The 22,061-nt window shown below is 67.6% G+C and carries 19 protein-coding genes and 1 tRNA gene; 14 read left to right on the forward strand and 6 right to left on the reverse strand.

All coding sequences use genetic code 11. The features are described 5' to 3' along the window. Positions 1-13: 13 nt before the first annotated feature. From mscL to ACFTS5_RS26500, 4 genes are all read right to left on the reverse strand, one after another. On the reverse strand, positions 14-460 hold the full coding sequence (gene mscL / locus ACFTS5_RS26485; protein ID WP_378635949.1) for a large conductance mechanosensitive channel protein MscL: 447 nt from the start codon (positions 458-460) through the stop codon (positions 14-16). Positions 461-607: 147 nt separating this feature from the next. Beyond that, positions 608-1,276, reverse strand: coding sequence for an SAF domain-containing protein (locus ACFTS5_RS26490; protein WP_378635952.1), 669 nt, complete (start codon positions 1,274-1,276; stop codon positions 608-610). 90 nt (positions 1,277-1,366) lie between these two features. Beyond that, positions 1,367-1,684: an FmdB family zinc ribbon protein gene (locus tag ACFTS5_RS26495; RefSeq protein ID WP_378635954.1), complete on the reverse strand. Its 318-nt coding sequence runs from the start codon at positions 1,682-1,684 to the stop codon at positions 1,367-1,369. Positions 1,685-1,755: 71 nt separating this feature from the next. Continuing rightward, positions 1,756-2,355, reverse strand: coding sequence for a 5-formyltetrahydrofolate cyclo-ligase (locus tag ACFTS5_RS26500; protein ID WP_378636343.1), 600 nt, complete (start codon positions 2,353-2,355; stop codon positions 1,756-1,758). 149 nt (positions 2,356-2,504) lie between these two features. Here ACFTS5_RS26500 and ACFTS5_RS26505 point away from each other — a divergent pair, with 149 nt between their 5' ends. The 6 genes from ACFTS5_RS26505 (at position 2,505) to ACFTS5_RS26530 (ending at position 8,802) form a co-directional block, all read left to right on the forward strand. Further along, positions 2,505-3,431: a UTP--glucose-1-phosphate uridylyltransferase gene (locus ACFTS5_RS26505; protein WP_378635957.1), complete on the forward strand. Its 927-nt coding sequence runs from the start codon at positions 2,505-2,507 to the stop codon at positions 3,429-3,431. Positions 3,432-3,470: 39 nt separating this feature from the next. After that, complete coding sequence (glp, locus tag ACFTS5_RS26510; protein WP_378635959.1) at positions 3,471-4,730, forward strand: gephyrin-like molybdotransferase Glp; 1,260 nt, start codon at positions 3,471-3,473, stop codon at positions 4,728-4,730. Positions 4,731-4,742: 12 nt separating this feature from the next. After that, a complete protein-coding gene (locus ACFTS5_RS26515) occupies positions 4,743-5,393 on the forward strand; it encodes a GNAT family protein (protein WP_358109313.1) in 651 nt (216 codons plus the stop codon). A 136-nt stretch (positions 5,394-5,529) separates the two neighbouring features. Next, complete coding sequence (gene glpR, locus ACFTS5_RS26520) at positions 5,530-6,540, forward strand: gephyrin-like molybdotransferase receptor GlpR (RefSeq protein ID WP_378635962.1); 1,011 nt, start codon at positions 5,530-5,532, stop codon at positions 6,538-6,540. Positions 6,541-6,638: 98 nt separating this feature from the next. Next, a tRNA-Ala gene (locus tag ACFTS5_RS26525) sits at positions 6,639-6,711 on the forward strand. Positions 6,712-7,212: 501 nt separating this feature from the next. Beyond that, positions 7,213-8,802, forward strand: a complete 1,590-nt coding sequence (locus tag ACFTS5_RS26530) for an ArnT family glycosyltransferase (RefSeq protein WP_378635965.1) — start codon at positions 7,213-7,215, stop codon at positions 8,800-8,802. A gap of 56 nt (positions 8,803-8,858) precedes the next feature. Here ACFTS5_RS26530 and ACFTS5_RS26535 read toward each other — a convergent pair whose 3' ends face one another. Then, positions 8,859-10,343, reverse strand: coding sequence for an MDR family MFS transporter (locus ACFTS5_RS26535; RefSeq protein WP_378635967.1), 1,485 nt, complete (start codon positions 10,341-10,343; stop codon positions 8,859-8,861). Positions 10,344-10,696: 353 nt separating this feature from the next. Here ACFTS5_RS26535 and ACFTS5_RS26540 point away from each other — a divergent pair, with 353 nt between their 5' ends. Further along, positions 10,697-11,596, forward strand: a complete 900-nt coding sequence (locus ACFTS5_RS26540) for an alpha/beta hydrolase (RefSeq protein WP_378636345.1) — start codon at positions 10,697-10,699, stop codon at positions 11,594-11,596. Here ACFTS5_RS26540 and ACFTS5_RS26545 read toward each other — a convergent pair. Continuing rightward, on the reverse strand, positions 11,586-13,862 hold the full coding sequence (locus ACFTS5_RS26545) for a hypothetical protein (protein ID WP_378635970.1): 2,277 nt from the start codon (positions 13,860-13,862) through the stop codon (positions 11,586-11,588). The two genes, ACFTS5_RS26540 and ACFTS5_RS26545, sit on opposite strands and share 11 nt — an antisense overlap. A gap of 151 nt (positions 13,863-14,013) precedes the next feature. Between ACFTS5_RS26545 and ACFTS5_RS26550 the strand changes: the two genes are divergently transcribed. The 7 genes from ACFTS5_RS26550 to ACFTS5_RS26580 all read left to right on the forward strand — a co-directional run bounded on the left by ACFTS5_RS26550 (position 14,014) and on the right by ACFTS5_RS26580 (position 22,043). Continuing rightward, the gene (locus tag ACFTS5_RS26550) at positions 14,014-14,457 is read left to right on the forward strand and encodes a GyrI-like domain-containing protein (RefSeq protein ID WP_101465771.1); all 444 of its coding nucleotides are present in this window, start codon (positions 14,014-14,016) and stop codon (positions 14,455-14,457) included. Then, a complete protein-coding gene (locus tag ACFTS5_RS26555) occupies positions 14,454-14,894 on the forward strand; it encodes an AraC family transcriptional regulator (protein ID WP_378635974.1) in 441 nt (146 codons plus the stop codon). Before ACFTS5_RS26550 ends, ACFTS5_RS26555 begins: the two co-directional genes overlap by 4 nt. A 205-nt stretch (positions 14,895-15,099) precedes the next feature. After that, positions 15,100-15,816, forward strand: a complete 717-nt coding sequence (locus tag ACFTS5_RS26560) for a hypothetical protein (protein WP_378635976.1) — start codon at positions 15,100-15,102, stop codon at positions 15,814-15,816. Continuing rightward, a complete protein-coding gene (locus tag ACFTS5_RS26565; RefSeq protein ID WP_378635979.1) occupies positions 15,813-17,945 on the forward strand; it encodes an Rv1355c family protein in 2,133 nt (710 codons plus the stop codon). Before ACFTS5_RS26560 ends, ACFTS5_RS26565 begins: the two co-directional genes overlap by 4 nt. A 23-nt stretch (positions 17,946-17,968) precedes the next feature. Beyond that, a complete protein-coding gene (locus ACFTS5_RS26570) occupies positions 17,969-19,837 on the forward strand; it encodes a putative bifunctional diguanylate cyclase/phosphodiesterase (RefSeq protein ID WP_378635981.1) in 1,869 nt (622 codons plus the stop codon). A gap of 9 nt (positions 19,838-19,846) precedes the next feature. Continuing rightward, entirely contained in the window at positions 19,847-20,836 is a 990-nt protein-coding gene (locus tag ACFTS5_RS26575) for a GAF domain-containing protein (protein ID WP_378635984.1), read from the forward strand. Positions 20,837-20,915: 79 nt separating this feature from the next. Next, the gene (locus ACFTS5_RS26580) at positions 20,916-22,043 is read left to right on the forward strand and encodes a glycosyltransferase (protein ID WP_378635986.1); all 1,128 of its coding nucleotides are present in this window, start codon (positions 20,916-20,918) and stop codon (positions 22,041-22,043) included. The last annotated feature ends 18 nt before the right edge of the window (positions 22,044-22,061 follow it).

Here is a 22,061-nt window from a genome sequence, read left to right on the forward strand (position 1 = left end):
TGGCAGTAAGGAATCAGTAGGCGTTGTCGCCGTCGGTGTGCTGCGCCGGCTCGGCCCGGAGGCCGTGTTTACCGTTCGAGCGACCGCGTTGCTCGGCCAGCAGATCCCTGATCTGGATGAGCAGCTCGTTCTCGGTGAGCTCCTCGTCAGCCTGGGAGAACCGCTTCTTCATCCTGGTCGCGGGCACCACCAGGATGAAGTACAGGATCGCTGCGACCAGCAGGAAGTTGATCGCCGCGGTGATGATCGGCCCGACCTCGATGAAGGTGGCCGGTTTATCCGCGACGAGCTGGAAGCCCAGCCCCATCTCGTTCGATCCGCCGAACAGCGCGAGCAAAGGATTGATGATTCCCTCGCTGAACGCGGTGACGATCGCGACGAACGCGGTGCCGATGACGACGGCGACCGCCAGGTCGACCACGTTGCCGCGGAGTAGGAAGTCTCTGAAACCTTTGAGCATTGCCGATGTCTCCTTCGTACAGGAGCCGGCCCGGGGCGCTGCGCTCCATATCGAATGCTGCGAAACGGTGTGCTTGGTTCCTGTGTGATGCTAACGAGAGTTCGGGCAAATTTCTCGCGAACTACACCGTGGGCGACCGGCAAGGCGTCAGTGGAAGACGACAGTCAGTGCCGTCCGCAGCGACGCACCGGCCACGGCGGCGGCGTATGCGGTATCCAGCGCGAGCAGGACCACCCGTTCCGCGCCGCGCCGATCACCCGTCGCGGTGACGAGTACCACCGCGGCGTCGGTGGCCAGCGTCCGCGCGGGCTTGGTGGCACCTGGCGCGCCGGCATCCTCCACGCCGACGACATCGACCCGGTCGCCGGCCCGCAACACATCAGCCACCGCGGCATCGGCCAGCCGGATCGGCACGATCCGCGCATCGGCGCTGCCCGCGGCCGCGGCGGCCAACCGGGGGCCGACGACGCGCAGATCGGTGAAGGTCTCCCCGGCGTGCATGGGGCCGGTCAGCGTCGCGCCGAGCAGGGGAGCGGTTTCGCTGACGGAACCTATTGGTAGCGAACGTGATTCGTGATGGTCCACGCGCAGATCGTCGGCGGTGAGTAACCGGCCGGGCGCGAGATCGCGGGCGGCGACCACCACCGCCACCCTGGTTCCGCCGGGGTCGCCACGTACGAACAGGACGACGGCGGCTACGGCAAGAACGGCGGCGGCGATACGTCGGACGAGCAACGTGTCGGCCCAGGCCGGACGATTACCGAGGGCGAAACGCCAGGAGCTGCCACGTCCCAGATCGGCGAGACTGCGAGTCATGGGCGAAAGCGTAGAGCCGCGGCCCTGCGGAAAAGCCGCTGAAAGCCCCGCCTGTGGATAACCGCGGGGCTGTGGACAACTGCCGAAAAGTCAGCTGGCGGCGGCCGGAGTGGAGCTGGTCGACGTGCTCGACGACGAATCGCCGTTGCCGCCGGATCCGTTGCCGCTCGACCCGTTGCTGCTGGTGCTCTCGGACGAGGTCTTCGCCGGTTCGCTCGCGGTGGACGCGCCGCCACGGCTGTCGGTGCGGTAGAAACCGCTGCCCTTGAACACGATGCCGACCGAGTTGAACAGCTTGCGCAGCTTCCCGGAGCACTGCGGGCATACCGTCAGTGTGTCGTCGGAGAAGGACTGAACGATGTCGAAGCGGTTGTCACACTCGGTGCACGCGTACGAATAAGTTGGCACAGGATCCTCCGCAAGTCTCTCGTCGATCTAGCACTCTACCGCCGACACTGCCAACGTCGCGAATCGCGGTTTCATTCCGGCGAAACGGCGAGGTCGCGGCCCAGCTGTTCCAGTCCGCCACCCGGGGTGAGCGCCCAACCCATTCGCCGATCGTGCGGTTCTTCGGGAAGCCGGTCGACCAGTTCATTATCCCGGACAACAGCGATGAGGCGCACGTCCGCCCGCGCGGCGCCCAGCGTGCGGTCGTAATACCCGGCGCCGCGCCCGAGCCGTACCCCGCGCCGATCGACGGCGAGGGCCGGAACCAGGATCGTCGCGGCGTCGGCCACCGCTGCGGGCGGCAAGGTCTCGGTGGCCGGTTCGAGCAGGCCGTAGCGGGCTTTGCGCAGCGAATCCGCGCCCTCGTAGCGCGCCCAGCTCAGCGGACCCGGCTCGCCGGTCACCGGCAGCAACACCGTGGCGCCGCGCTCGCGCAGCGCGTCGAGCATGCGCAGATCGCCGGGTTCGCCGCGGACCGGAACGTAGGCGCACACGATGTCATCGCCGGTGGCCAGCCCGGCCGCCGAGGCTGCGAGCGCGGCCGCGTCGACGGCGTGTTCGGCGGAGCCCACCTGTGCGCGAGTGGCCAGGATCTCGCCGCGCCACGCATATTTGGTGCGCTCACCGGGCATATCCACAGCGACCACCATAGTCTGCACAGGCGCGCGTCGATCCGATGTCTTGCGCGCACGGCCGAGCCACGGCGGACGCCTAAGCTCTTGCCGACGCCGGATCGTCGCGGAGAGGCGATCGGACGGCACTGAATGGATAGGGTATGCGCATGACAGACAAGACTTCCGGTTTCCGCACTGCGGTGGTACCCGCGGCCGGACTCGGGACGCGGTTTCTGCCTGCCACCAAGACGGTGCCCAAGGAATTGCTGCCGGTTGTCGACACCCCCGGCATCGAGCTGGTCGCCGCGGAAGCCGCCGATTCCGGCGCCGACCGCCTGGTGATCGTGACCTCGCCGGGCAAGGACGGCGTGGTCGCCCACTTCGTCGAGGACCTGGTGCTGGAGAGCACCCTGGCCGAGCGCGGGAAGTTCGCGCTGCTCGAGAAGGTGCGCAAGGCGCCGGGCCTGCTCGATGTGACCTCGGTCGTCCAGGAGGAACCGCTCGGCCTCGGCCACGCGGTCGCCCAGGCCGAAGCCGTGCTCGACGACGACGAACTGGCGATCGCCGTCCTGCTGCCCGACGATCTGGTGCTGCCGTGTGGCGTGCTCGAGACGATGAGCCGCGTGCGCCGCGAACGCGGCGGTTCGGTGCTGTGTGCCATCGATGTGCCGAAGTCCCAGGTGAGCGCCTATGGCGTCTTCGATGTCGAGGAATGCGCCGACAACGCCGAGACCGACGTGCTGCGCGTGAAGGGCATGGTCGAGAAGCCTGATCTCGCCGACGCGCCGTCGACCCTGGCCGCCGCCGGTCGCTATCTGCTCGACCGGGTGATCTTCGACGCACTGCGCCGGATCACGCCGGGCGCGGGCGGGGAACTGCAGCTCACCGATGCCATCGCGCTGTTGATCGCCGAGGGTCATCCGGTGCACGTGGTGGTCCACCGTGGGTCGCGCCACGACTTGGGCAACCCGGGCGGTTATCTTCGAGCTGCTGTGGATTTCGCCCTCGAGCGGGACGAATACGGCCCGCAGTTGCGCGAGTGGCTGAAGTTCCGGCTCAGCCCGGAGTGGGATCCACAGTCGCCCGTCGCCTAAACGCGGTAGATACGCCGCCGCCATAGATTCAGGAGCTCGATGCGCTCGGTTGAGGATCAGCTGATCAAGGTCACCGCGGCTGCGGTCGCACCCCGGCCGGTCCGGGTGGCGATATCCGAAGCCCAGGGTTTGCTGTGCGCGGAGGACGTCGTCACCGAACGGCCGCTGCCCGGCTTCGATCAGGCCGCCATCGACGGATACGCGGTGCGCAGCGTCGATGTCACCGCCGCGGGCGTGGATGTGCGCGACGAGGAGGGCGAGCTGATCGACCTCACCCTGCCGGTGGTCGGTGAAGTGGTGGCCGGTTCGCGTCAGCCCATCCGGTTGCAGCCACGCCAGACCGTGCGGGTCGATACCGGCGCACCGATGCCGACCCTGGCCGACGCGGTGCTGCCGGTCGACTTCACCGATGGTGGGCGGGCCAGGATCAAGGTTTTCGAGCCGGTTCGCTCGGGCGACTACGTGCGCCGCGTCGGCGACGACGTGCAGCCCGGTGACGTGGCCGTGCGCGCGGGCACGATCATCGGCGCGGCCCAGGTGGGACTGCTCGCCGCGGTCGGCCAGGACAAGGTGCTCGTGCACCCGCGCCCGCGGCTGTCGGTGATCTCGATCGGCGGCGAGCTGATCGACATCGACCGCACCCCGGGCCCCGGCCAGGTCTACGACGTGAACTCCTACGCGCTGGCAGCGGCCGCGCGCGACGCGGGCGCCGATGTGAACCGGGTCGGCATCGTGAGCGCCGATCCGCGCCGGCTCCGCGATGTGGTCGAAGGCCAGCTGGTGCGCTCGGAGGTCGTGGTGATCGCGGGTGCGGTCGGCGGCTGGGCCTCGGATCAGGTACGCGAGGCCCTCGACGGGCTCGGCGAGCTGGAGGTCGACCGGGTGGCGATGCACCCGGGCTCGGTGCAGGGTTTCGGACGGCTCGGGCGCGACGAGGTGCCCACCTTCCTGCTGCCCGCGAATCCGGTGAGCGCGCTGGTGGTGTTCGAGGTGATGGTCCGTCCGCTGATCAGGATCGCGCTCGGCCGTCGTCAGCCGATGCGGCGGATCGTGAGCGCGCGCACCATCACTCCCATTACCTCGATGCCGGGCCGCAAGGGATATCTGCGCGCCCAACTGCTGCGCGACGAGGCGACCGGCGACTATCTGGTGCAGCCGCTCGGCAACGGCAACGCGGGCTCCTCGCACCTGCTGGCGACCCTCGCCGAGGCCAACAGCCTGATCGTGGTGGAACCCGACGACACCGATTTCCGTACCGGTGACGAAGTGCAGGTCGCGTTCTTGGCGCAGCGCGGCTGACCAGTGGACTCCATGAACGTATTCCGGGCCGGACAGCATCCCGGCTGGCCCGCCCGGCTCGGTCCGGTGATGGTGGCAGGCGGCAGGGTGACGCTGCGGCCGGTGCGCTTTCGCGATGCCGCCGCGTGGAGCCGGATCCGGCTGCGCGACCGTGACCACCTGGAGCGCTGGGAGCCGACCGGGCGCGGCAGCTGGGAGGCGCGCAATCACGCGTCGAACTGGCCGTCGCTGTGGACGAGCTTGAAGGCCGAGGCCCGGCGCGGGGCGATGATCCCGCTGGTCATCGAGGTCGACGGGCAGTTCAGCGGTCAGCTGACCATCGGCAATATCGTGCGCGGGGCGCTGCGGTCGGGCTGGATCGGGTACTGGGTGGCCAAGGATCTCGGCGGCCAGGGTGTGGCGACGGCCGCGCTCGCGCTGGGGCTCGACCACTGCTTCGGGCCGGTCGGTCTGCATCGCGTCGAGGCGACAGTGCGGCCGGAAAACCATGCCAGCCAGGCGGTTCTGCGCAATGTCGGCTTCCGGGAAGAGGGCCTGCTGCGCCGCTACCTCGATGTCGACGGTGCGTGGCGCGATCATCTTCTGGTCGGGCTGACCGTCGAAGAGGTTATGGGCACTGTGGTGGATCGCCTGGTCAGGGAGGGTCGGGCGGCGCTGCCGTGAAATTTCTGTTACTCATGTGGCAGGTGTGCACGGCGCGCCTGCCACACGGGCGCGTCTGCCCGAATTAACCTACGGACGTCAGTGGTGCGTCCACAGAGGGACAACACGTAGGTGGGGACGGGAGGTGATGACCGCGATGCCGAATTCGATCCTGTGGATCGGACTGGTTGTGCTGTGGGTCTTCGTCCTGTTCCCGATCCTGGCGGACCGGCATCCCCGGATCCGCCGTACCACCGATGCCGCGCTCGCCACACGCGTGCTGCACCGTGGCGGGGCCGAACGACGGATCCGCATCGGCGCGGCAGGCGGTCACGAGAGTGACCCCGATTACCGACCCCGTGTGCTGCGTAAGCGCTCCCACCGAACTGATTCGGAGGATCGGATGACGACCGAAGAGCCCGTCACCGAAGACGACGACGAAAAACTGACCCCCGCAGCCGAACTCGAGGCGGCGGTTGCCGAAGTGGACACCGACGACATCGGTGAGGCCACCGCGACAGCCGATCTCGACGACAACGAGACGGCAGACGTTGCGGCGGAACCACTCTCGGCGGAAGCCGCCGAGGAACCACCCGTCGCCGCGCGCATCCCACCCGCGCCGCCGGCCCGGCTGGACGACCTCGTGGCCGAGGATGACGCCGAATTCGACGATGACGACGACTTCACCCCGTCGCGCCGTGGTCGCGGTGGCTACGACCCCGAGGCCGATGCCATCGCCCGCGCCGCCCGCTACAGCTTCCGTCAGCGCGCGGTCATGGGTCTGGTCATCGGCCTGATCCTGTTCGCCGCGTTCGGGCTGCTGCTCAACTCGATGTTCTGGTGGGCGTTCGGGCTGTCGGCTGCCGTCCTCACGGGCTACCTCGCGTACCTGCGCAAGCAGGTCCACGTGGAGGAGGAGATCCGCCGCAGGCGCGCTGCCCGCCTCACCCGTGGCAAGCGCCACGAGGCCGCTGAAGTCACCCCGGAGGCGGCCACCACCCGTCGCACGATGGATCGTGACACCGCACGTGCCCTGCGCCGCCGCTCCACCCTGCTCGACACCGACGACGAGGATCCGAGGTTCGAGTTCCTCGAGATCTTCGATCCGGCCACGTCTCGCGCGCTCCGCAACCGGGTCGAAGACCTCGGTCAAGCCGTCGGCGAGTAGCTGGTAGTAACCACGCAAAACAGCAGGTCAGAGTACCGATTCGGTATCGGGGCGCAACCCCTGATACAGTGTCACAGCGCGGTTCACCAGAGCCGCACGGGGCTATAGCGCAGTTGGTAGCGCGTCTCGTTCGCATCGAGAAGGTCAGGGGTTCGATTCCCCTTAGCTCCACCCCCAGAAGGGCCCGGTCACCGACCGGGCCCTTTTTCTGTGTCGGCCCGGCGTCGGCCGTCGCGCCCTGGCGGCACGCACCTTAGACTCGACAACGATCGAATGCATGCCCCCAATTGTTTTGGCATGATCCGTCGATCGATTAAATACTGGTGAGTAATAGTCTTTTCAATTTCCTTCATTATGAAAGCTTCACTTTGCTGTGCAGCAGAATTAACTCATTCGCAAACTTCTTAAACCGTTAGCTCGGTCACATCGGTAACGCTGCCCAAGTGGTAGCCGATACACCGAAAATGGCTATTACTGTGCAGGTCAATGCATTTGCGGACCCTGCCGAATAGCAGTAACGTTTCGGTAAAGCACATGATCCGCGCAGGACCGCGAGCGCCCGCGCTCACCAAGTTCGCTGCCGGGGAGGAATCGTTTCACCAGCGAACAGATGTGACGCCACCACGGGAGGGGGCGTCGAATGCGTCTGTTGGAAAGCATCAGAGGCAGTTCATGACAGCGGTCATCGAGGCTCGGACCGAGCCCGAAGATATTCCGAATACCCATCCATCGTTCGCTTTTCGCGGCGTCGCGCTGATCGCTTCGATCGCCGCGATCGCGCTGACGGTGACGGCGGGTCGCTACGATTTCTTCGGCGACGAACTCTATTTCCTTTCCGCCGGACGGCGACTCGACTACACCTACGCCGATCAGGGCGTGGTGGTGCCGCTGTTCACCTGGATCTCTGATCAGCTCGCACCGGGATCGGTGACGGCGCTGCGCTTCCCGGCGGTCGTGATGGGCGTGGGCGCGGTCGTGGTGTCGGCGCTGATCGCGTACGAACTGCGGGGCAGCCACCGCGTCCAGTTGCTCGCCGCGGCCACTTACGCGACCTCGTACCTGCTGGCCACCCAGGTCGTGCTGAGCACCTTCTCCTTCGATGCCACCCTCACGGCCGTGATCACCTGGCTGTTCATCCGCTGGGTGCGTACCCGTCAGGACTGGCTGCTCATCGTGGCGGGACTTGTTGCCGCCGTTGACATGCAGGTGAAGTGGATGATCCCGATCGTCTGGGCGTGCCTTGGCCTCGGCGTCATCCTGTGCGGTCCGCGCGACATTCTGCGCCGTCCGGCGCTGTGGGGGGCGACCGGCATCCTCGCGTTGTCGCTGATCCCTATTCTCTATTGGCAGTCGCAGAACAACTGGCCGCAGCTGGCGATGGGTCCGATCATCGGCGCGGAGCAGGATGCCACCGGTTACGGTCCGCCGGGATTCCTGCCGCAATGGATCGGCTTGGCCGGCTTCCTCGGCGGATTACTGATCGCGATCGGATTCTGGGCTGTTTTCAAGCAGGAATCGCTGCGTCCGTATCGTTTCATCGCGGTCGCCTTGGTGATCATGACCACATTCGTCATCATTACGCATGGCAGGCCTTACTACCCGACCGGTTTCTTTCCCGCCATGTTCGCCCTCGGCGCTGTCGGCCTGTGGCAGTACGACCGCAAACGGTGGATGAATCTGGCGATGATTCCGATCGCCGCGCTTTCGGTGCTGTCGTTCATCGCGATGCTCACGGTGACGCCGCTGCCGCCGAGCTGGCGCAGCGAGGCCGAGGACGCCATCGACCTCGGAATCCGGTCGGCATTCTGGGGAACCACCAACTGGTCGTCCATGGTGTCCGCCGTCGACACCGGGTACGACACGTTGACGCTCGCGGAACAGTCCAACGCGGTCGTGATCGCCCAGGGCTATTGGCAGGCGGGCGCCGTCGAGCAATTCGGTGGGGAATACAACCTGCCCGCCACTTACAGCCCGAGCCGGGGCTTCGGCTTCTTCGGGCCGCCGCCGGACTCGGCGACCTCGGTGATCTACCTCGGACTCGACACCGCCGAGCCCGAACTGCGCGCCCGCTTCACCGACGTAGAGCGAGTAGTGCACCTCGACGACCCCATGGGCATCCCCGGTATCGACCGCATGACGGCCGTCTGGGTATGCAAGGGCCCGAAGCAGCAGTGGTCGACCCTGTGGGACTCGATGACCACGCTGTACTTCGACCTCGGCCTCTGGCGAGACCACCGGGCAACCACCCGGCCCACTCGCTGACAGGCGAACGACGAACCCCCCGGCCGCGAGCGCGACCGGGGGGTTCGTCGTCGGAGTCAGTTCTTGACCAGCTCCGGCGCATCCACGTCGTCCTGCACGGGCGCGGCGTGCGGGTCGGTTGCCGCCCGGTTCGGCAGCAGGACCGCCATCGCGATCACGACCAGCGCCAGGATGGCCGAGATCAGGAAGGCCAGGCGCATGCCGTCGAGGGTGGCGACGGCAGGCGGGGTGCCCTCCTCGATGAGCGAGGTGCTGCGGGCCGACATGACCGTGACCACCAGCGCGGTGCCGAAGGCCGCCGCCACCTGCTGGATGGTGCCCAGCATCGAGCTGCCGTGCGAGTACAGGTGCATCGGCAGTGCGCCGAGGCCGAGGGTGAACACCGGAGTGAACGCCGCGGCCAGCGACACCATCAGCAGGATGTGCAGGCCCAGCAGCTGCCAGTACGGCATGTCCATCGAGATCTGGGTGAAACCGGCCAGCGAGGCGGCGATACCGATCGAGCCGGGGATCACCAGGGCGCGCCCACCGAACTTGTCGAACAGCTTGCCCACGGTCGGACCGAGCAGACCCATCGCCAGACCACCCGGCATCACCAGCAGGCCGGTCTCCAGCGGGCTCAGACCGCGCAGGTTCTGCAGGTACAGCGGCAGCAGGATCATCGAGCCCATCATCGCCAGGAACGCGACCGACATCAGGACCAGCGCCTTGGTGTAGGTGCCCTGCAGCAGGACCCGCAGATCCAGCAGCGGGGTTCCGTTGCGCTGCAAGCTGATCTGGCGCAGCGCGAACGCCGCGATCAGCGCGACGCCGCCGGCGGTGATCAGTGCCGCGGTGGAGTAGCTGTCACCGTGGAACTTGCTCAGCCCGAACACCAGCCCACCGAAGCCGAGGGCCGCCAGTGCCACGCTGGGGAGATCGAGCGTGCCCGGCTGCGGCGCGCCGACGTTCTCCAGCTGGCGCAGACCCAGCCAGGTGACCAGACCGGCGATCGGCAGCATCACCACGAACAGCAGTCGCCAGGAGTCGATTCCCGGGATGGCGATCTGCAGGATCAGGCCCGAGATCACCGGCCCCATGGCAGGCGCGACCGAGATGGCCAGGGTGACGTTGCCCATCACGCGGCCACGGTCCTGCTCCGCCACGACGGTCATCAGGGTGGTCATCAGCAGCGGCATCATCACCGCGGTGCCACCGGCCTGGATGACGCGGCCGATCAGCAGCACCGCGAACGTCGGCGCGAGCGCCGAGATCACCGTGCCCGCGATGAACACGCCCATCGCGGCCGCGTAGGCCTGACGGGTGGTGACCCGCTGCAGGAACCAGCCCGTGGTGGGGATGATGGCGGCCATCGTGAGCATGAACGCGGTGGAGACCCACTGCGCGGCGACCTCGGTGACATGCAGATCGCTCATCAACCGCGGGATCGCGTTGATCATGATGGTTTCGTTGAGGATGACGACGAAGGTCGCGAGCACCAGCACGCGGATGACGGTCGGTGTCTTGCCCTTCGTCGTCGGCGTGGATAGATCGGCTGGCATCGGGGTAACCTCCGGAAAACATGGGAAACGGCGGGGCGTGAGCTGTGGCCCGATGCCGAGTCGACGACGTCCCGGCACCACAAGAGAAGAGACGGATTCCGTCGGTCCAACTCATCGGGCGCCGGTCAGTATTCCGGGCGGGTACGACACAAATCACCTGGTTTTTCGGATTAGCGCCGACAGGGACGTATCTAAAGGCGCAGGTCCCGGGGATATCGAAGCCGGTCTGGCACTGGATCGTGAGCCTGGTCACTGCCCGATCTCGGCCGACGGCGCGCCGGTGTGTTTCCCGGAGTGGACCCCGAGCTGCGGGGTATACCGGTTAGGTGACTGCATCGAGAACCTGGCTTGCTGTGGTGTGTGCGATTGTCGCCGCTCTCGGGGGTGCGAAGGCATCGGCCGATCCGGGGGCGTATGTGGCGGGGGAGGCGCCGCTGGGTGGCAGGTCCGCTCAGATCGATGTGTACTCGCCCGCGATGGGGCGGGTGATCCAGAACAAAGTGATCAAGGCGGCGGGGGCCGGGGCTCCCACGTTGTATCTGCTCACCGGGGCCGGCGGTGGGGCGGACGGCATCTCGTGGTGGGACAACACCGACGTGCGCAGCTTCTTCGCCGACAAGTTCGTGAACGTGGTGATGCCGGTCGGTGGGGCCTTCACGTTGTATACCGACTGGATTTCCGATGATCCGGGGGTCGGTCGGGTGCGGTGGGAGACGTATCTGACGCAGGAGCTGCCCGAAGCTATCGATGGTGCGCTGGATACGAGTGGGCGCAATGCCATCGCCGGGGTGTCGATGAGTGCATCGTCGGCGCTGGATCTGGCGATCCAGAGTGGATCACGGTTTTCCGCGGTGGCAGCGCTGAGTGGTTGCCCGTGGGCTTCGGATCCGATGGGGATCGCGATGGCCAGTGCGCAGGCGGTGCGTGGTGGGGGGAATCCGGGAAATATGTGGGGGATTCCTGGTGGGCCGGGGTGGCGGGAGCACGACGTCTTCGCCAACGCGGGGCGGCTCGCGGGGAAGACTGTTTTCCTGTCTGCGGCTACGGGGTTTCCCGGTGCGCAGGACCGGGGGTTGCCTATGCCGCCGATCGAAGCGCTCGCGGGGGCGTGTACGGCTGCGTTCGCTGGGCGGTTGGGGCAGTTGGGGATTCCTGCTGTGCATGTGCACCGGCCGACCGGGTCTCATACGTGGGGGCAGTTTCAGGCTGACTTGCACGAGGCTTGGCCGCACTTGGCCGGGGCTATCGGATGAGTGGTCCCAGCACGTGAGACCGGCCATTTTGTGGCCGTCCCTCCCCAGGGGCCGGGAGGTTGGTCGAGGGTTCGGGTTCGAGGGTTTCGGACGGGGTGTTCTGGCGGGTTCTGCGGAACCACCACTGCAGCAACGTGATGCCGATCAGGGCCAGTAGGGCTGTGGTGAGGCTGATGGGGAGACCGGGTGGGCGCCAGGTGACGGTGAGGGTCGCGTTGTGGGTGCCGGGTGGGATGTCTACCGCTACGAAGGTGCCTGCTACTGCTCGGATGGGGATTTCGCTGTTGCCGAGGGTGGCTGTGTAGCCGGGCCAGGCCAGGCGGGACAGCACGATTCGGCCACCGGTGCCGGAGGAGACGGTGGCGCGGTTGGTGAGGCCCGCTTCGGGCATGACGGTGGCGTGGACGCCGGATTCGTGGGCGATCAGGTCGCCGGGGGAGGGTAGGGGGTTGACTCGTTCGAGGACCCAGATCTGGTGTTCGTGGCCGGGGTAGTGGACGAACTTCCAGCCTGCGGGGGCGGGGTCGTTTCCCGCGTGGGGATACTGACTGCGTTGCAGGACAATGCGATCCAGCCGCATCAGATCGACGATCGGTGTGTCGGTCGACGGCTCGACAGCGAAGACCCTCCTGTACGCGTCAGGGCAGGTGCCGCCGTCCCACGCCATGCACAGCAAGCCCGCGAAGGCGGCGTGCCCGACGGGTGTGTACCCGTTCACGTATTGCAGTCCGAGGTTCTTGGCATAGCTGCCCAGCGCGATGGAGCCGTAAGTGCCTGCGAGCGTGCGCTCTTCGTCGCGCACCATGATCCGGTCCGCCAATTGCAGTGTGCGACCGCCGAAATCGGGGAACGCGGCGGTCATGTCCGAGCGCTGTTCGGCGAATCCGTACGACATCGGGGTCCGGGGCGCCGACGCCACTTGGACGAACGCGATCGGGAAGGTCGTGGCGATGGTCAGCGCGGCAGCGGCGGCGATCCCGCGCGTGCGCGCCAGCCACACCACCCCGGCCCCGAGCCCGACCACCACGAACACGGCGAGGGCGTGGCGTTCGACGAGTTTCGGTGCGGCGGAGAACGATCGGATGAACAGCAACGCGATCAGCGCACCCGCCGCCGCGTACCGTCGCCGCGACGCGGTGAAATCGCCGTAGCGACTGATCAGCACGCACACCAGCACCAGCAGCGCGATCGCGAGCATCGGCAACACGCGCGCCGGCCACCGTAGCGGACCGATCGCTCCCGGTCCCGCCGTCCACATCAGGGTCGCCACCGCGAACAGGGCGATGCCACTCCACGAGGCGGCATGGCGTGCCGCGGCCTTCCAATCGATGAAGGCGAGCGCGGGAATCACGAACCACGCGATGTAGACCATCGGTAGCGGCTGCACATGCCCCCACCACGCGGTGAACGCGGGCACGGTGCTCGGCAGGCTCGCGTTGAGCGATTCCGACCACGGGACGGTCAGGAACGGGTCGTTGTGGATGGTGGAGACGTCACCGCGCCAGGTGGCCTGCGAGGACAGCAGGATCGGCAGGTTGGCGATCATGGACGCGAGCACCGCGAGCCCGGACGCGGTGAGCAGCCGCGCGACCGGCGCCCACCTGCGCTGGTACAGGTATTCGCCCGCGGCGACGGTGGCGATCATCAAGCCGGATTCGACTGCGGGAAACGCGTATTGGATGGTCAGCGCCAGGTACAGGAACACGAACAGCGGGATCGGCCCGGTACGGCCTCGCGCGTAGAGGACAGCGGAGGCCCAGGCGTGCACCAGCCAGGCGGTGCCGGTCTGCGAGGTGAACCAGCTGGCCTCGTCGAAGAACAGGAACCATCCGCTGAACGGAAACGCCACGCCCGCGACCGCGGCCCATGGCGCGCGGGCGCCGTAGGCCAGGCAGATGCGGAAGACACCGAGGGCGGCGATCGCGGAGAACACGAACTTCACGGCGGTCGCGTACAGCGCGAGGTTGTCGAACGACGGCGCCAGCAGGTACACCAGCAACTGCGCGGGGTTGTAGAGCCCGGCTTCCTCGAGGCTGTAGTTGCCCGCCATCCATTCCCACGGCACCATCGCCGGGAACCGCCCCGCCCGCAATTCGGTCCCGAGCAACTGCCACATCGGCACGTATTGCGCCTCGGTGTCGTCGGTATAGAAGTGTCGCGAATCCCCCAGCAGCACAGCGAGATACCCGATCAGGACCGCGGCGATGACGACCCCGGCCCACCGCACGACTTGTTTTCGCGGTTCGAGCTCCGCGCGTACCCACACGAGCGCGGGAGCTTAGAGCATGGAGATGAATCGAACAATAGCGCCGGGTGTCCGTACGGAAGTGGTGGACGTTTGTCCAGCTCAGATATGGTTAGGGTGGGGTTTGATAGCATGGCGCAACCCGAGCAGGACCCTTCGAGAGAGTCGTCAATTGCAGTTCGAAATCGTCGAGCGGGACGAGACCTGGGTGGCCGGTCTTCCGGTTCGCAGTCCCAAACGCGCACTCGGTGAGCTCCGCGACCGTGACCTCGAAGCGGCATGGTCGGCGGTTCTGCATCAGGATCTCGGCGGGCCACTGGCCAGCGCCTATACCGACTACACCGGTGAGCTGAGTACGTACAACACCCAGATCGTGGGCTATCAGTGCGAGTCGCTCGATCAGGTCACTCGCGGACATCTGGCGGCCCGGTTGCCGCGCGGCACCTACGCTCGTTTCTCCTCTGTCGGTAATTTCCCGCAGGTGATGACGGATCTGTGGACCCAGATCGCCTACGCCGAGGAGCACAACCAGATCAAGCGCACCTTCACCGGCGATTTCGAGTGCTACCCGCACGCGTACAAGATCGACCTGTACCTGGCGGTCGACCCGCGATGACTTATTCGATCGTGGTCCGTGGCGCGGCGCTGTACGGCGGCCTGGCGGTGCCGAAGGTGCACCCGAGTTTCAAGGTGAGCAACAGCGACCTGATCGAGTTCCTCAAGGACCGGTTGCGCGACCGCCCCGGCGGCGGCGAACCGCTGCACACGGTCTACGTGCCCGACCCGGCGGGCAACTGGAACGCGCTGGTGGCACGCGAATACGCGACTCCGGACGACGTGCCGGTCGGCGATCTCATGCTGCGCGTCCCCAAGGGCATCTACGCCCGTTTCGCGCCGAACGGCGACTATCACGACCCGGTGGAAGACGTCTGGGCCCAGGTCGACGACGCGACGGCGTCGGCCGAGATCTCCCGCGCCTACCGCGAGGAGATCGAAGTCTGGCACGGTCCCGACACGGTGGAACTGTTCGTGTCGATCACAGTTGATAGCTGAAAGTTAGCCGAATTCGAACCGATCGGTCTGGACTCGACCGCCTTCCGTGCATTCACCCGTTCTGACCTGGGGTTATTTCAACTGGCTCAGAAGGTTACCGGAAAATTAGCCACTCGTATGGTGCATTCCTGCGGAATGACGGATACTGCGTAGGAAATCTTTGGCTGGTCGGACAAAGCCGACGTGGGTGTAGGTACGGAGTTGTATGAGGGTGTCGGCTCACACCGGCTCGGATCACCGGGTGGTCGGTGCGAATGCGGGCGGGTTGCGGTACCTCGACAGCAGCTCCGGATGCCATGTCCGCATCTGTTCACCAGAGGAAGATCCGGCTCTGTGGGATCGGTATCTCGAGGGTGCGCTGAATGGTTACCGGCACTACGGAGTTCAGGACGCGCTCGATGTCGAGACCCTCGCCGACGGCCGTTCGACGTCGCTGTTCCTCGTCGCGATCGATCCCGACGGGTCGGTGGTGGCCGGACTGCGCGCGCACGGGCCGCACGCGACCGCCGACGATATCCCCGGATTCCACCCATGGCTCGGCACTCCAGGCGAGGCCGCCCTGCGTGCCTCCGTCGACGCCAAGGTGCCGCACGGAGTCGTCGAATCCAAGGGCGGGTGGTCGATACGGTCGGTCCCGCGCAGGCCGGAACTCGGTGCGCTGGTGGCCCGCGGCGTCGTCCATGTCACCTGGTTGCTCGACGTGCGGTACGGGTTCGGCGTCAGCCCCCTGCATCAGCTCGAGTCCTACCGATCGAGTGGGGCGCGCCAGGATCCCGGCATTCCCGCCGTGTCCTACCCGGACGAGCGGTACACCACCGTGCCGGTGTGGTGGGACCTGACCGATCTGTCGGCGGCGACACCGGCCCAGCGCGATCTGATCGACGTCGAGCGCGCGCAACTGCTCGAAGCGCGACGCCCATGATCCGAGACCTCGCACCCACCGACGTTTTCCGGGCGCCGGTGCTCGATGACGCGGTCCCCGCCGACGCGGCCGAGCTGGCACGCCTGCGGCAGCTCCCCGGTATCTCGGTGAGCGATCTGCGTCCCGCGATGCGATCGGAACTGGCCCGGCTCAAAGCCGCGGCCGACGCGGACCCGGCCGATGATCGCTGGGTGTACTACCCGTGGCGCTGCGCGCTGGTCGCCATCGTCGGCGCCACCGCGTTTCGCGCTGTTCGGCAGGACCGCAACCGGAACAAGCTGACCATCGCCGAGCAACGGCAGCTGCGCGGACAGTCGGTCGGCGTCATCGGGCAGAGCGCGGGGCACGAGATCGCCTACGTCGCCGCGCTGGAAGGTGCCTGCGGGCTGCTGCGGATCGCCGACTTCGACACCGTCGAGCTGTCGAATCTGAATCGGATTCCCGGTGGGCTGTTCGACATCGGGCTCAACAAGTGTGTCGTCACCGCCCGGCGGATCGCCGAACTCGATCCGTACCTGCCTGTCGAGATCTTCCCGGCGGGCGTCGACGAGTCCTCGATGGACGAATTCCTGACCGGGCTGTCGGTGGTGGTCGAGGTCTGCGATTCCCTCGACGTGAAACTCGCCGCCCGCGAGGCGGCCAGGCGGCACCGCGTCCCGGTGCTGATGGAGACCAATGATCGAGGTCTGTTCGATGTCGAGCGATTCGATCTCGAACCCGATCGGCCGCCGTTCCACGGCCTGCTCGGCGAGACGACGAGAGCTGATCTGCGCGGATTGTCGAACCGTGACAAGGCCCCGCACGTGATGCGGATCCTCGACCCGGACCAGCTCTCGGCCCGGCTCGCCGCCAGCCTCACCGAAATCGACGAGACGGTCACCACGTGGCCCCAGCTCGGCAGCGATGTGGGGCTCGGCGCGGCCATCATCGCCACGGCGGTGCGCCGGATCGGCCTCGATCAGGCGCTGCCGTCCGGGCGAATTCGCGTCGACCTCGAGCGCGAGCTCGACAGCCTCGGCGAGCCCGATCCAGGTGACCGCAGATTCACGGCCGATGCCGTGCCGCTCGATGAGCTCGACGAGCCGCGCACATCGATCGCCCGCATCCTGCACGGCATCGAACGCGCGCCGTCGGGCGGCAACGCGCAGCCGTGGGTGGTGCGGGTCGACGGTTCCGCCGTGCATCTCGCGGTCGACCCGGCGCGTACCTCCGGGATGGATATCGGATTCCGTGGCAGCGCGGTGGCTCTCGGCGCGGCCCTCTACAACGCCCGCGTCGCCGCCGCCGCTCAGGGTTTGCTGGGGACCCACGAGATCGTGCTCGGCGGTACGGCTCCCGTGTCGGCTGTGCTGCACCTCGGTGCGCGCGCCGACCCCGAACTGGTCGCCGATTACCCTGGAATGCTCACCCGTGCCACCAACCGGCACCTCGGCGACGGACGCACCTTGGCGCCGGAAGTGCTTGACGCACTGGCTGTTTCGGCTGCGGCGGAAGGCGCTTTCGTGCGCGGGGTCACCGATCGCGCCGGGCTCGGCGAGGTCGCGGAACTCCTCGCCGAGTCCGACCGCATCCGCTACCTGACGCCCCGGCTGCACGCGGAGATGTTCGGTGAATTGCGCTGGCCCGCTGACGATTTACGAACCGGACTCGACCTGCGAACCATGGAGCTGGCCTCCGACGAGTACGCCAAACTGGCCATCGGCGGGCGTGCCGATGTGATGGCCTACCTGCGGGACTGGTCCGGCGGCGCGGCGCTGGGCGACTACGCGCACCAGCGGATTTCGTCCGGCTCGGCGCTGATCGCGGTCACCTGTCCAGCCGGCGCCGACGCCGATCTGACCGATTATGTGCGTGGCGGTTCCGCCGTCGAGCGCGTGTGGATTGCCGCGCAGAAGCTGGGCCTCGCGGTGCAGCCGATGTCCCCGGTTTTCCTCTACGTCCGTGACGACAACGATTTGCGCAACGTATCCGCAGGATTCACAGATACACTGGCCTCGATCCACAAACGGTTCTCCGCACTGATGGGAATTCCCGGGCACGAGACGGTCACGGCAGTATTACGACTGAGCTATGCGCCCGCGCCGACAGTACGGAGCGCCAGGCTCCCGGTACTCGGTTCAGGGAACTGACAGATAGCACGATCGGAGAAACGGTGCCTCGGCGAAACCTCGACTCGTTGGTGACGCAGGTCGCCTCGGAGTTGATGGGCGTCGACGCCACGACCATGGTCGTGGCCAGCGAGCGCGTGCTCGCGAGCCTGGTGGACTACTTCGACGTGGAGTTCGCCTATCTGCGCCACACCGTGCGTGAGCAGCGCCAAACCGTGCTGATCGCCGAGTGGCCGCGTCGGCCCTACGTGCCCGACCCCGACCCCCTACGCGTCATCGACTTCGCCGAGGCCGACTCGCTGTTCCTGGCCAGCGAGAACGCCGTCGAGCCGATCATCGTCAGCCGAGGCGACGAATACCCCGACTACCAGGAGATGATCAGGCAGACCACCGGCATGCCCTCGATGGTGACCGCCTGTGTTCCCCTGGTCTCGCGCGGGGTGTCCACCGGCGCGCTCGGCTTCGTCCGGCGCGGTGACCGGGCGTGGACCACCCGCGAGGTCAATGTGCTCAAGGCGATCGCGGCCTTGTTCGCCCAGCTCCAGGCCAGGGTGGAGGCCGAGGACCGGCTGCGCTACATCGCCTCGCACGACGATCTCACCGGCCTGGCGAATCGGCGCGCGCTGCTCGAGCACATGGAGGAACGGCTCGCGCCGGGGAACGAGGGTCCGGTCGCGACCTTCTTCCTCGACCTCGATCGGCTCAAAGCGCTCAACGACTTCCTCGGTCACAACGCGGGCGACAATTTCATCCGCACGCTCGCGGCCAGGTTACGCAAGAACTTCGCCCCCGAGGACATGATCGCGCGCCTGGGTGGCGACGAGTTCGTCATCGTGCCCGCCAAGACGATGGACGCGGTGGCCGCCGAACTGGAGGCGAACCGGATCCAGGAGCTGGTCGGGCGCCGGGTCTCGGTCGGGCAGGAATCGGTGAGCCGCGGGGTCAGCGTCGGCGTGGCGCTCGGTGTGCCCGGCGAGACGACGGTGTCGGACGTGCTGCGCCGTGCCGACCACGCGTTGCTCTCGGCGAAATCCGGTGGTGGCAACGGGATCGCGGTGTTCACCGACGCCATGCGGGTCCAGTTCGAGTTACAGGACGACGTCGAGGTCAATCTGCGCAGCGCGGTGTCCGACGGGTCGATGGTGCTGCACTATCAGCCAGAAGTCGACCTGCGCACCGGACGCATCGTGGCGCTGGAAGCGCTGGTGCGCTGGCAGCACCCCACGCGCGGACTCCTGCCACCCGGCGCGTTCGTCGCCGTCGCCGAGGCCACCAACCTGGCGGGCGAACTCGGCCGGTGGGTGATCAGGTCGGCCTGCTCGCAATTCGCCGACTGGCGCCGCCGCGGGCTGGCCGCCAATGTGGTGATCCGGATCAATGTGTCCCCGGTCCAGCTGGTGAGCGCCGATTTCGTCGAGCGCATCGAGGATATTCTGCGCCTGTACGGGATCGACGGCAGTTCCGTCTGCCTGGAGATCACCGAACACGTGGTCGTGCAGGACCTCGTGCGAACCAGGCTCACCCTGCGCGGCCTGAAACGGATGGGCGTGCAGATCGCCATCGACGATTTCGGTACCGGCTACAGCTCGCTCTCCCATCTCAAGGCGCTGCCCGTCGACGCCGTGAAGATCGACCGCGGTTTCGTGCAGCGGCTCGGCGACAGCGACGACGACCTGGCGATCGTGAAGTCGATCATCGGGCTGGCCGGGTCGTTCGGCCTCGGCGTGGTGGGCGAAGGAGTGGAGACGCCGATGGCGGCCAGAACGCTGGTCGGTCTCGGCTGCTACCGCGCGCAGGGGTTCCTCATCGCCAGGCCGATGCCGGGTGAGGAAGTCGAGGCGCACCTGCGCGAAGGACGTATTCCGCTGGACCTCGACCTGCCGCGCGCGGGCCGTGGCGTGGCGTCGAGCTGAATCGCGGCGATGCCGTCCGACGATTGGCTCCTGGTGGAGACCCTTCTCCCCGGTGGTGAGCCGACGGTGGTCGCCGCGGGCGCGCACCCCAGGCACTGGTCCGGGCTCGGCTCGCTGCGTCGCGTTCTCGGCCCGTCCCGCGCCCGGATCGCGACGGAGGCGGTGCGGCGTTGCCACGCGGACGGGCGAGCGCAGCGCGTGGTCGAGGCGGACTCGCTGGTGGTGACCGAGCCGGTGCCGTGCGCGTACGGCGGCGTCCACGGGGTGCGGCTGTGGGCCGGAGCCGTCGATACCCCGATCCCGCCACCGCGCCGGGTCGCGGCCTGGGACTGGGATGCCGACACCGAGCTCGCCCATCACGGACCCGGTCTGGAGGAACTCGTCTTCGCCAGGGACCCCGAGCAGGTCCGGGTGATCCGCACGCCGCCCGAGGCGTTCGGCCGGATGGCGCGCTTCGACGGGCGCATCGACTACTTCGCGATGGTCGCGCGCATCGACGACGGTGGCCTGTGGCAGGGCGAGGTCGACATGGCCGGCGACGACGACGAGGTCCGCCATTTCCAGATGATCACCAGGGCGGTACCCGCGCAACGCCGGATCAGCGCGCTGATGCACGCCATCCCCGAGCTCGACACCGCCCAGCCCGCCGCCGATCCCGATACGGCCATGTTGCGCGCCGTTTCGCAGAGCAGCGGTGTGGGTGTCGGCATCATCGAGCTGACCAGCGCCCTGATCTACGAATGGGCCGGACCACCGCTGGCCCCGCTGGATCGCTGGCTGGTGGAGCGACCCGTCATCGATCCTGCTGATCTCGCCGCGTTGCGGGGCGCCTGTCACGACCTGGCCCGCACTCCGGGTACCGGCAGGCGACTGGAGCTGCGGGTGCGGTTCGCGGTCGGGGAGTGGATCACCGCGCAGGCCGAACTGGTGGCCATGAGTACGGGGCACGGGCTGCTGCGGGTGTGGTCGGCCGGTGACGGTGCGCCCGTCGCGCACTGAGCCGCATCTTTCGACGCTGTTCACCTCCCGTTCCTCGGGCAGGACCCGGAGGTAACCCGCGCGGCGCGACGATCGGCGTGTGCGCATCGTGCAGCTTGCCAATTTCTATGGCCCGCGATCGGGTGGGTTGCGCACTGCCCTGCACCACCTCGGTGAGGGCTATGTGGCGGCGGGGCACGAAGTGGTGCTGATCGTGCCGGGGTCGCGGCGTTCGGAAGAGGTTCTGCCCACCGGTGCGTTGCGAATTACTCTGCCCGCGTTGGGAATTCCGTGGACCGGTGGGTATCGCGCGGCGGATCCGCGGCGGGTGGCCGATGTGCTGTCCGGGTTGTCGCCGGACGTGCTCGAGGTGTCGGACCGGCTCACGCTGCGTGGTTTCGGCCGGTGGGCAGGGCGGCGCGGGGTGGCGAGCGTGATGATCTCGCACGAGCGCCTCGACCGGCTGCTCGGCCAGTTCCTGCCCCGACCCGCCGCGCGCCGCTGCGCCGACGTGGCCAACCGGCGCACGGCCGCCGACTACGACATGGTCGTGTGCACCACCGACTTCGCGCGGGAGGAGTTCCTGCGGATCGGTGCGCCGAACGTGGAACTGGTCCCGCTCGGGGTGGACCTCGATCTGTTCAGTCCCCGACGCCGTGACCTCGGCTTGCGCGCCGATCTCGGCGTCGCCGGGCATCCGATGCTGGTGCATTGCGGTCGGCTGTCGGTGGAGAAGCGTGTCGACCGCAGTATCGAGGCGGTCGGCGCCCTGCATCGCGCCGGCGTACCCGCCCGGCTGGTCGTCGCGGGCGACGGGCCGCGGCGCGAGTCGCTCGAACGCCGCGCCCGCACCCTGCCCGCCCTGCCCGGTGGCGAACCCGCGGTCCACTTCACCGGCTTCATCAACGAACGCGCGATGGTGGCGAAACTGCTCGCCACCGCCGATGTTTCACTGGCGCCGGGCCCGCACGAGACCTTCGGCCTCGCCGCACTGGAGGCCTTGGCCGCCGGCACTCCGGTCGTGGCCAGCCGCTCGTCCGCCCTCGCCGATATCGTCACCGCCGAATGCGGGGCCATCGCCGCCGATCGTCCCCGCGCCTTCGCGCGCGCCGTCACCGACGTCTTGGCCATGCCCACCTCCGGCCGCCGTCGAGCTGCCCGCTCGCGCGCCGAGCAATTCGGCTGGCCCCGCGCGGTCGCGGGAATGCTCGCGGTGCTGGGCCGCTGATCCGCCCGGCTCGGCGTT

The sequence above is a fragment of the Nocardia sp. NPDC056952 genome, from assembly GCF_042674185.1.
Lineage (GTDB): Bacteria > Actinomycetota > Actinomycetes > Mycobacteriales > Mycobacteriaceae > Nocardia.

Bases quoted from the DNA above. Each gene is read 5' to 3' on its own strand.
- mscL (WP_378635949.1), bottom strand. From the start codon at position 460: ATGCTCAAAGGTTTCAGAGACTTCCTACTCCGCGGCAACGTGGTCGAC.
- ACFTS5_RS26490 (WP_378635952.1), bottom strand. From the start codon at position 1,276: ATGACTCGCAGTCTCGCCGATCTGGGACGTGGCAGCTCCTGGCGTTTC.
- ACFTS5_RS26500 (WP_378636343.1), bottom strand. From the start codon at position 2,355: ATGCCCGGTGAGCGCACCAAATATGCGTGGCGCGGCGAGATCCTGGCC.
- ACFTS5_RS26505 (WP_378635957.1), top strand. From the start codon at position 2,505: ATGACAGACAAGACTTCCGGTTTCCGCACTGCGGTGGTACCCGCGGCC.
- glp (WP_378635959.1), top strand. From the start codon at position 3,471: ATGCGCTCGGTTGAGGATCAGCTGATCAAGGTCACCGCGGCTGCGGTC.
- ACFTS5_RS26515 (WP_358109313.1), top strand. From the start codon at position 4,743: ATGAACGTATTCCGGGCCGGACAGCATCCCGGCTGGCCCGCCCGGCTC.
- glpR (WP_378635962.1), top strand. From the start codon at position 5,530: ATGCCGAATTCGATCCTGTGGATCGGACTGGTTGTGCTGTGGGTCTTC.
- ACFTS5_RS26530 (WP_378635965.1), top strand. From the start codon at position 7,213: ATGACAGCGGTCATCGAGGCTCGGACCGAGCCCGAAGATATTCCGAAT.
- ACFTS5_RS26535 (WP_378635967.1), bottom strand. From the start codon at position 10,343: ATGCCAGCCGATCTATCCACGCCGACGACGAAGGGCAAGACACCGACC.
- ACFTS5_RS26555 (WP_378635974.1), top strand. From the start codon at position 14,454: ATGACTTATTCGATCGTGGTCCGTGGCGCGGCGCTGTACGGCGGCCTG.
- ACFTS5_RS26560 (WP_378635976.1), top strand. From the start codon at position 15,100: ATGAGGGTGTCGGCTCACACCGGCTCGGATCACCGGGTGGTCGGTGCG.
- ACFTS5_RS26565 (WP_378635979.1), top strand. From the start codon at position 15,813: ATGATCCGAGACCTCGCACCCACCGACGTTTTCCGGGCGCCGGTGCTC.
- ACFTS5_RS26575 (WP_378635984.1), top strand. From the start codon at position 19,847: ATGCCGTCCGACGATTGGCTCCTGGTGGAGACCCTTCTCCCCGGTGGT.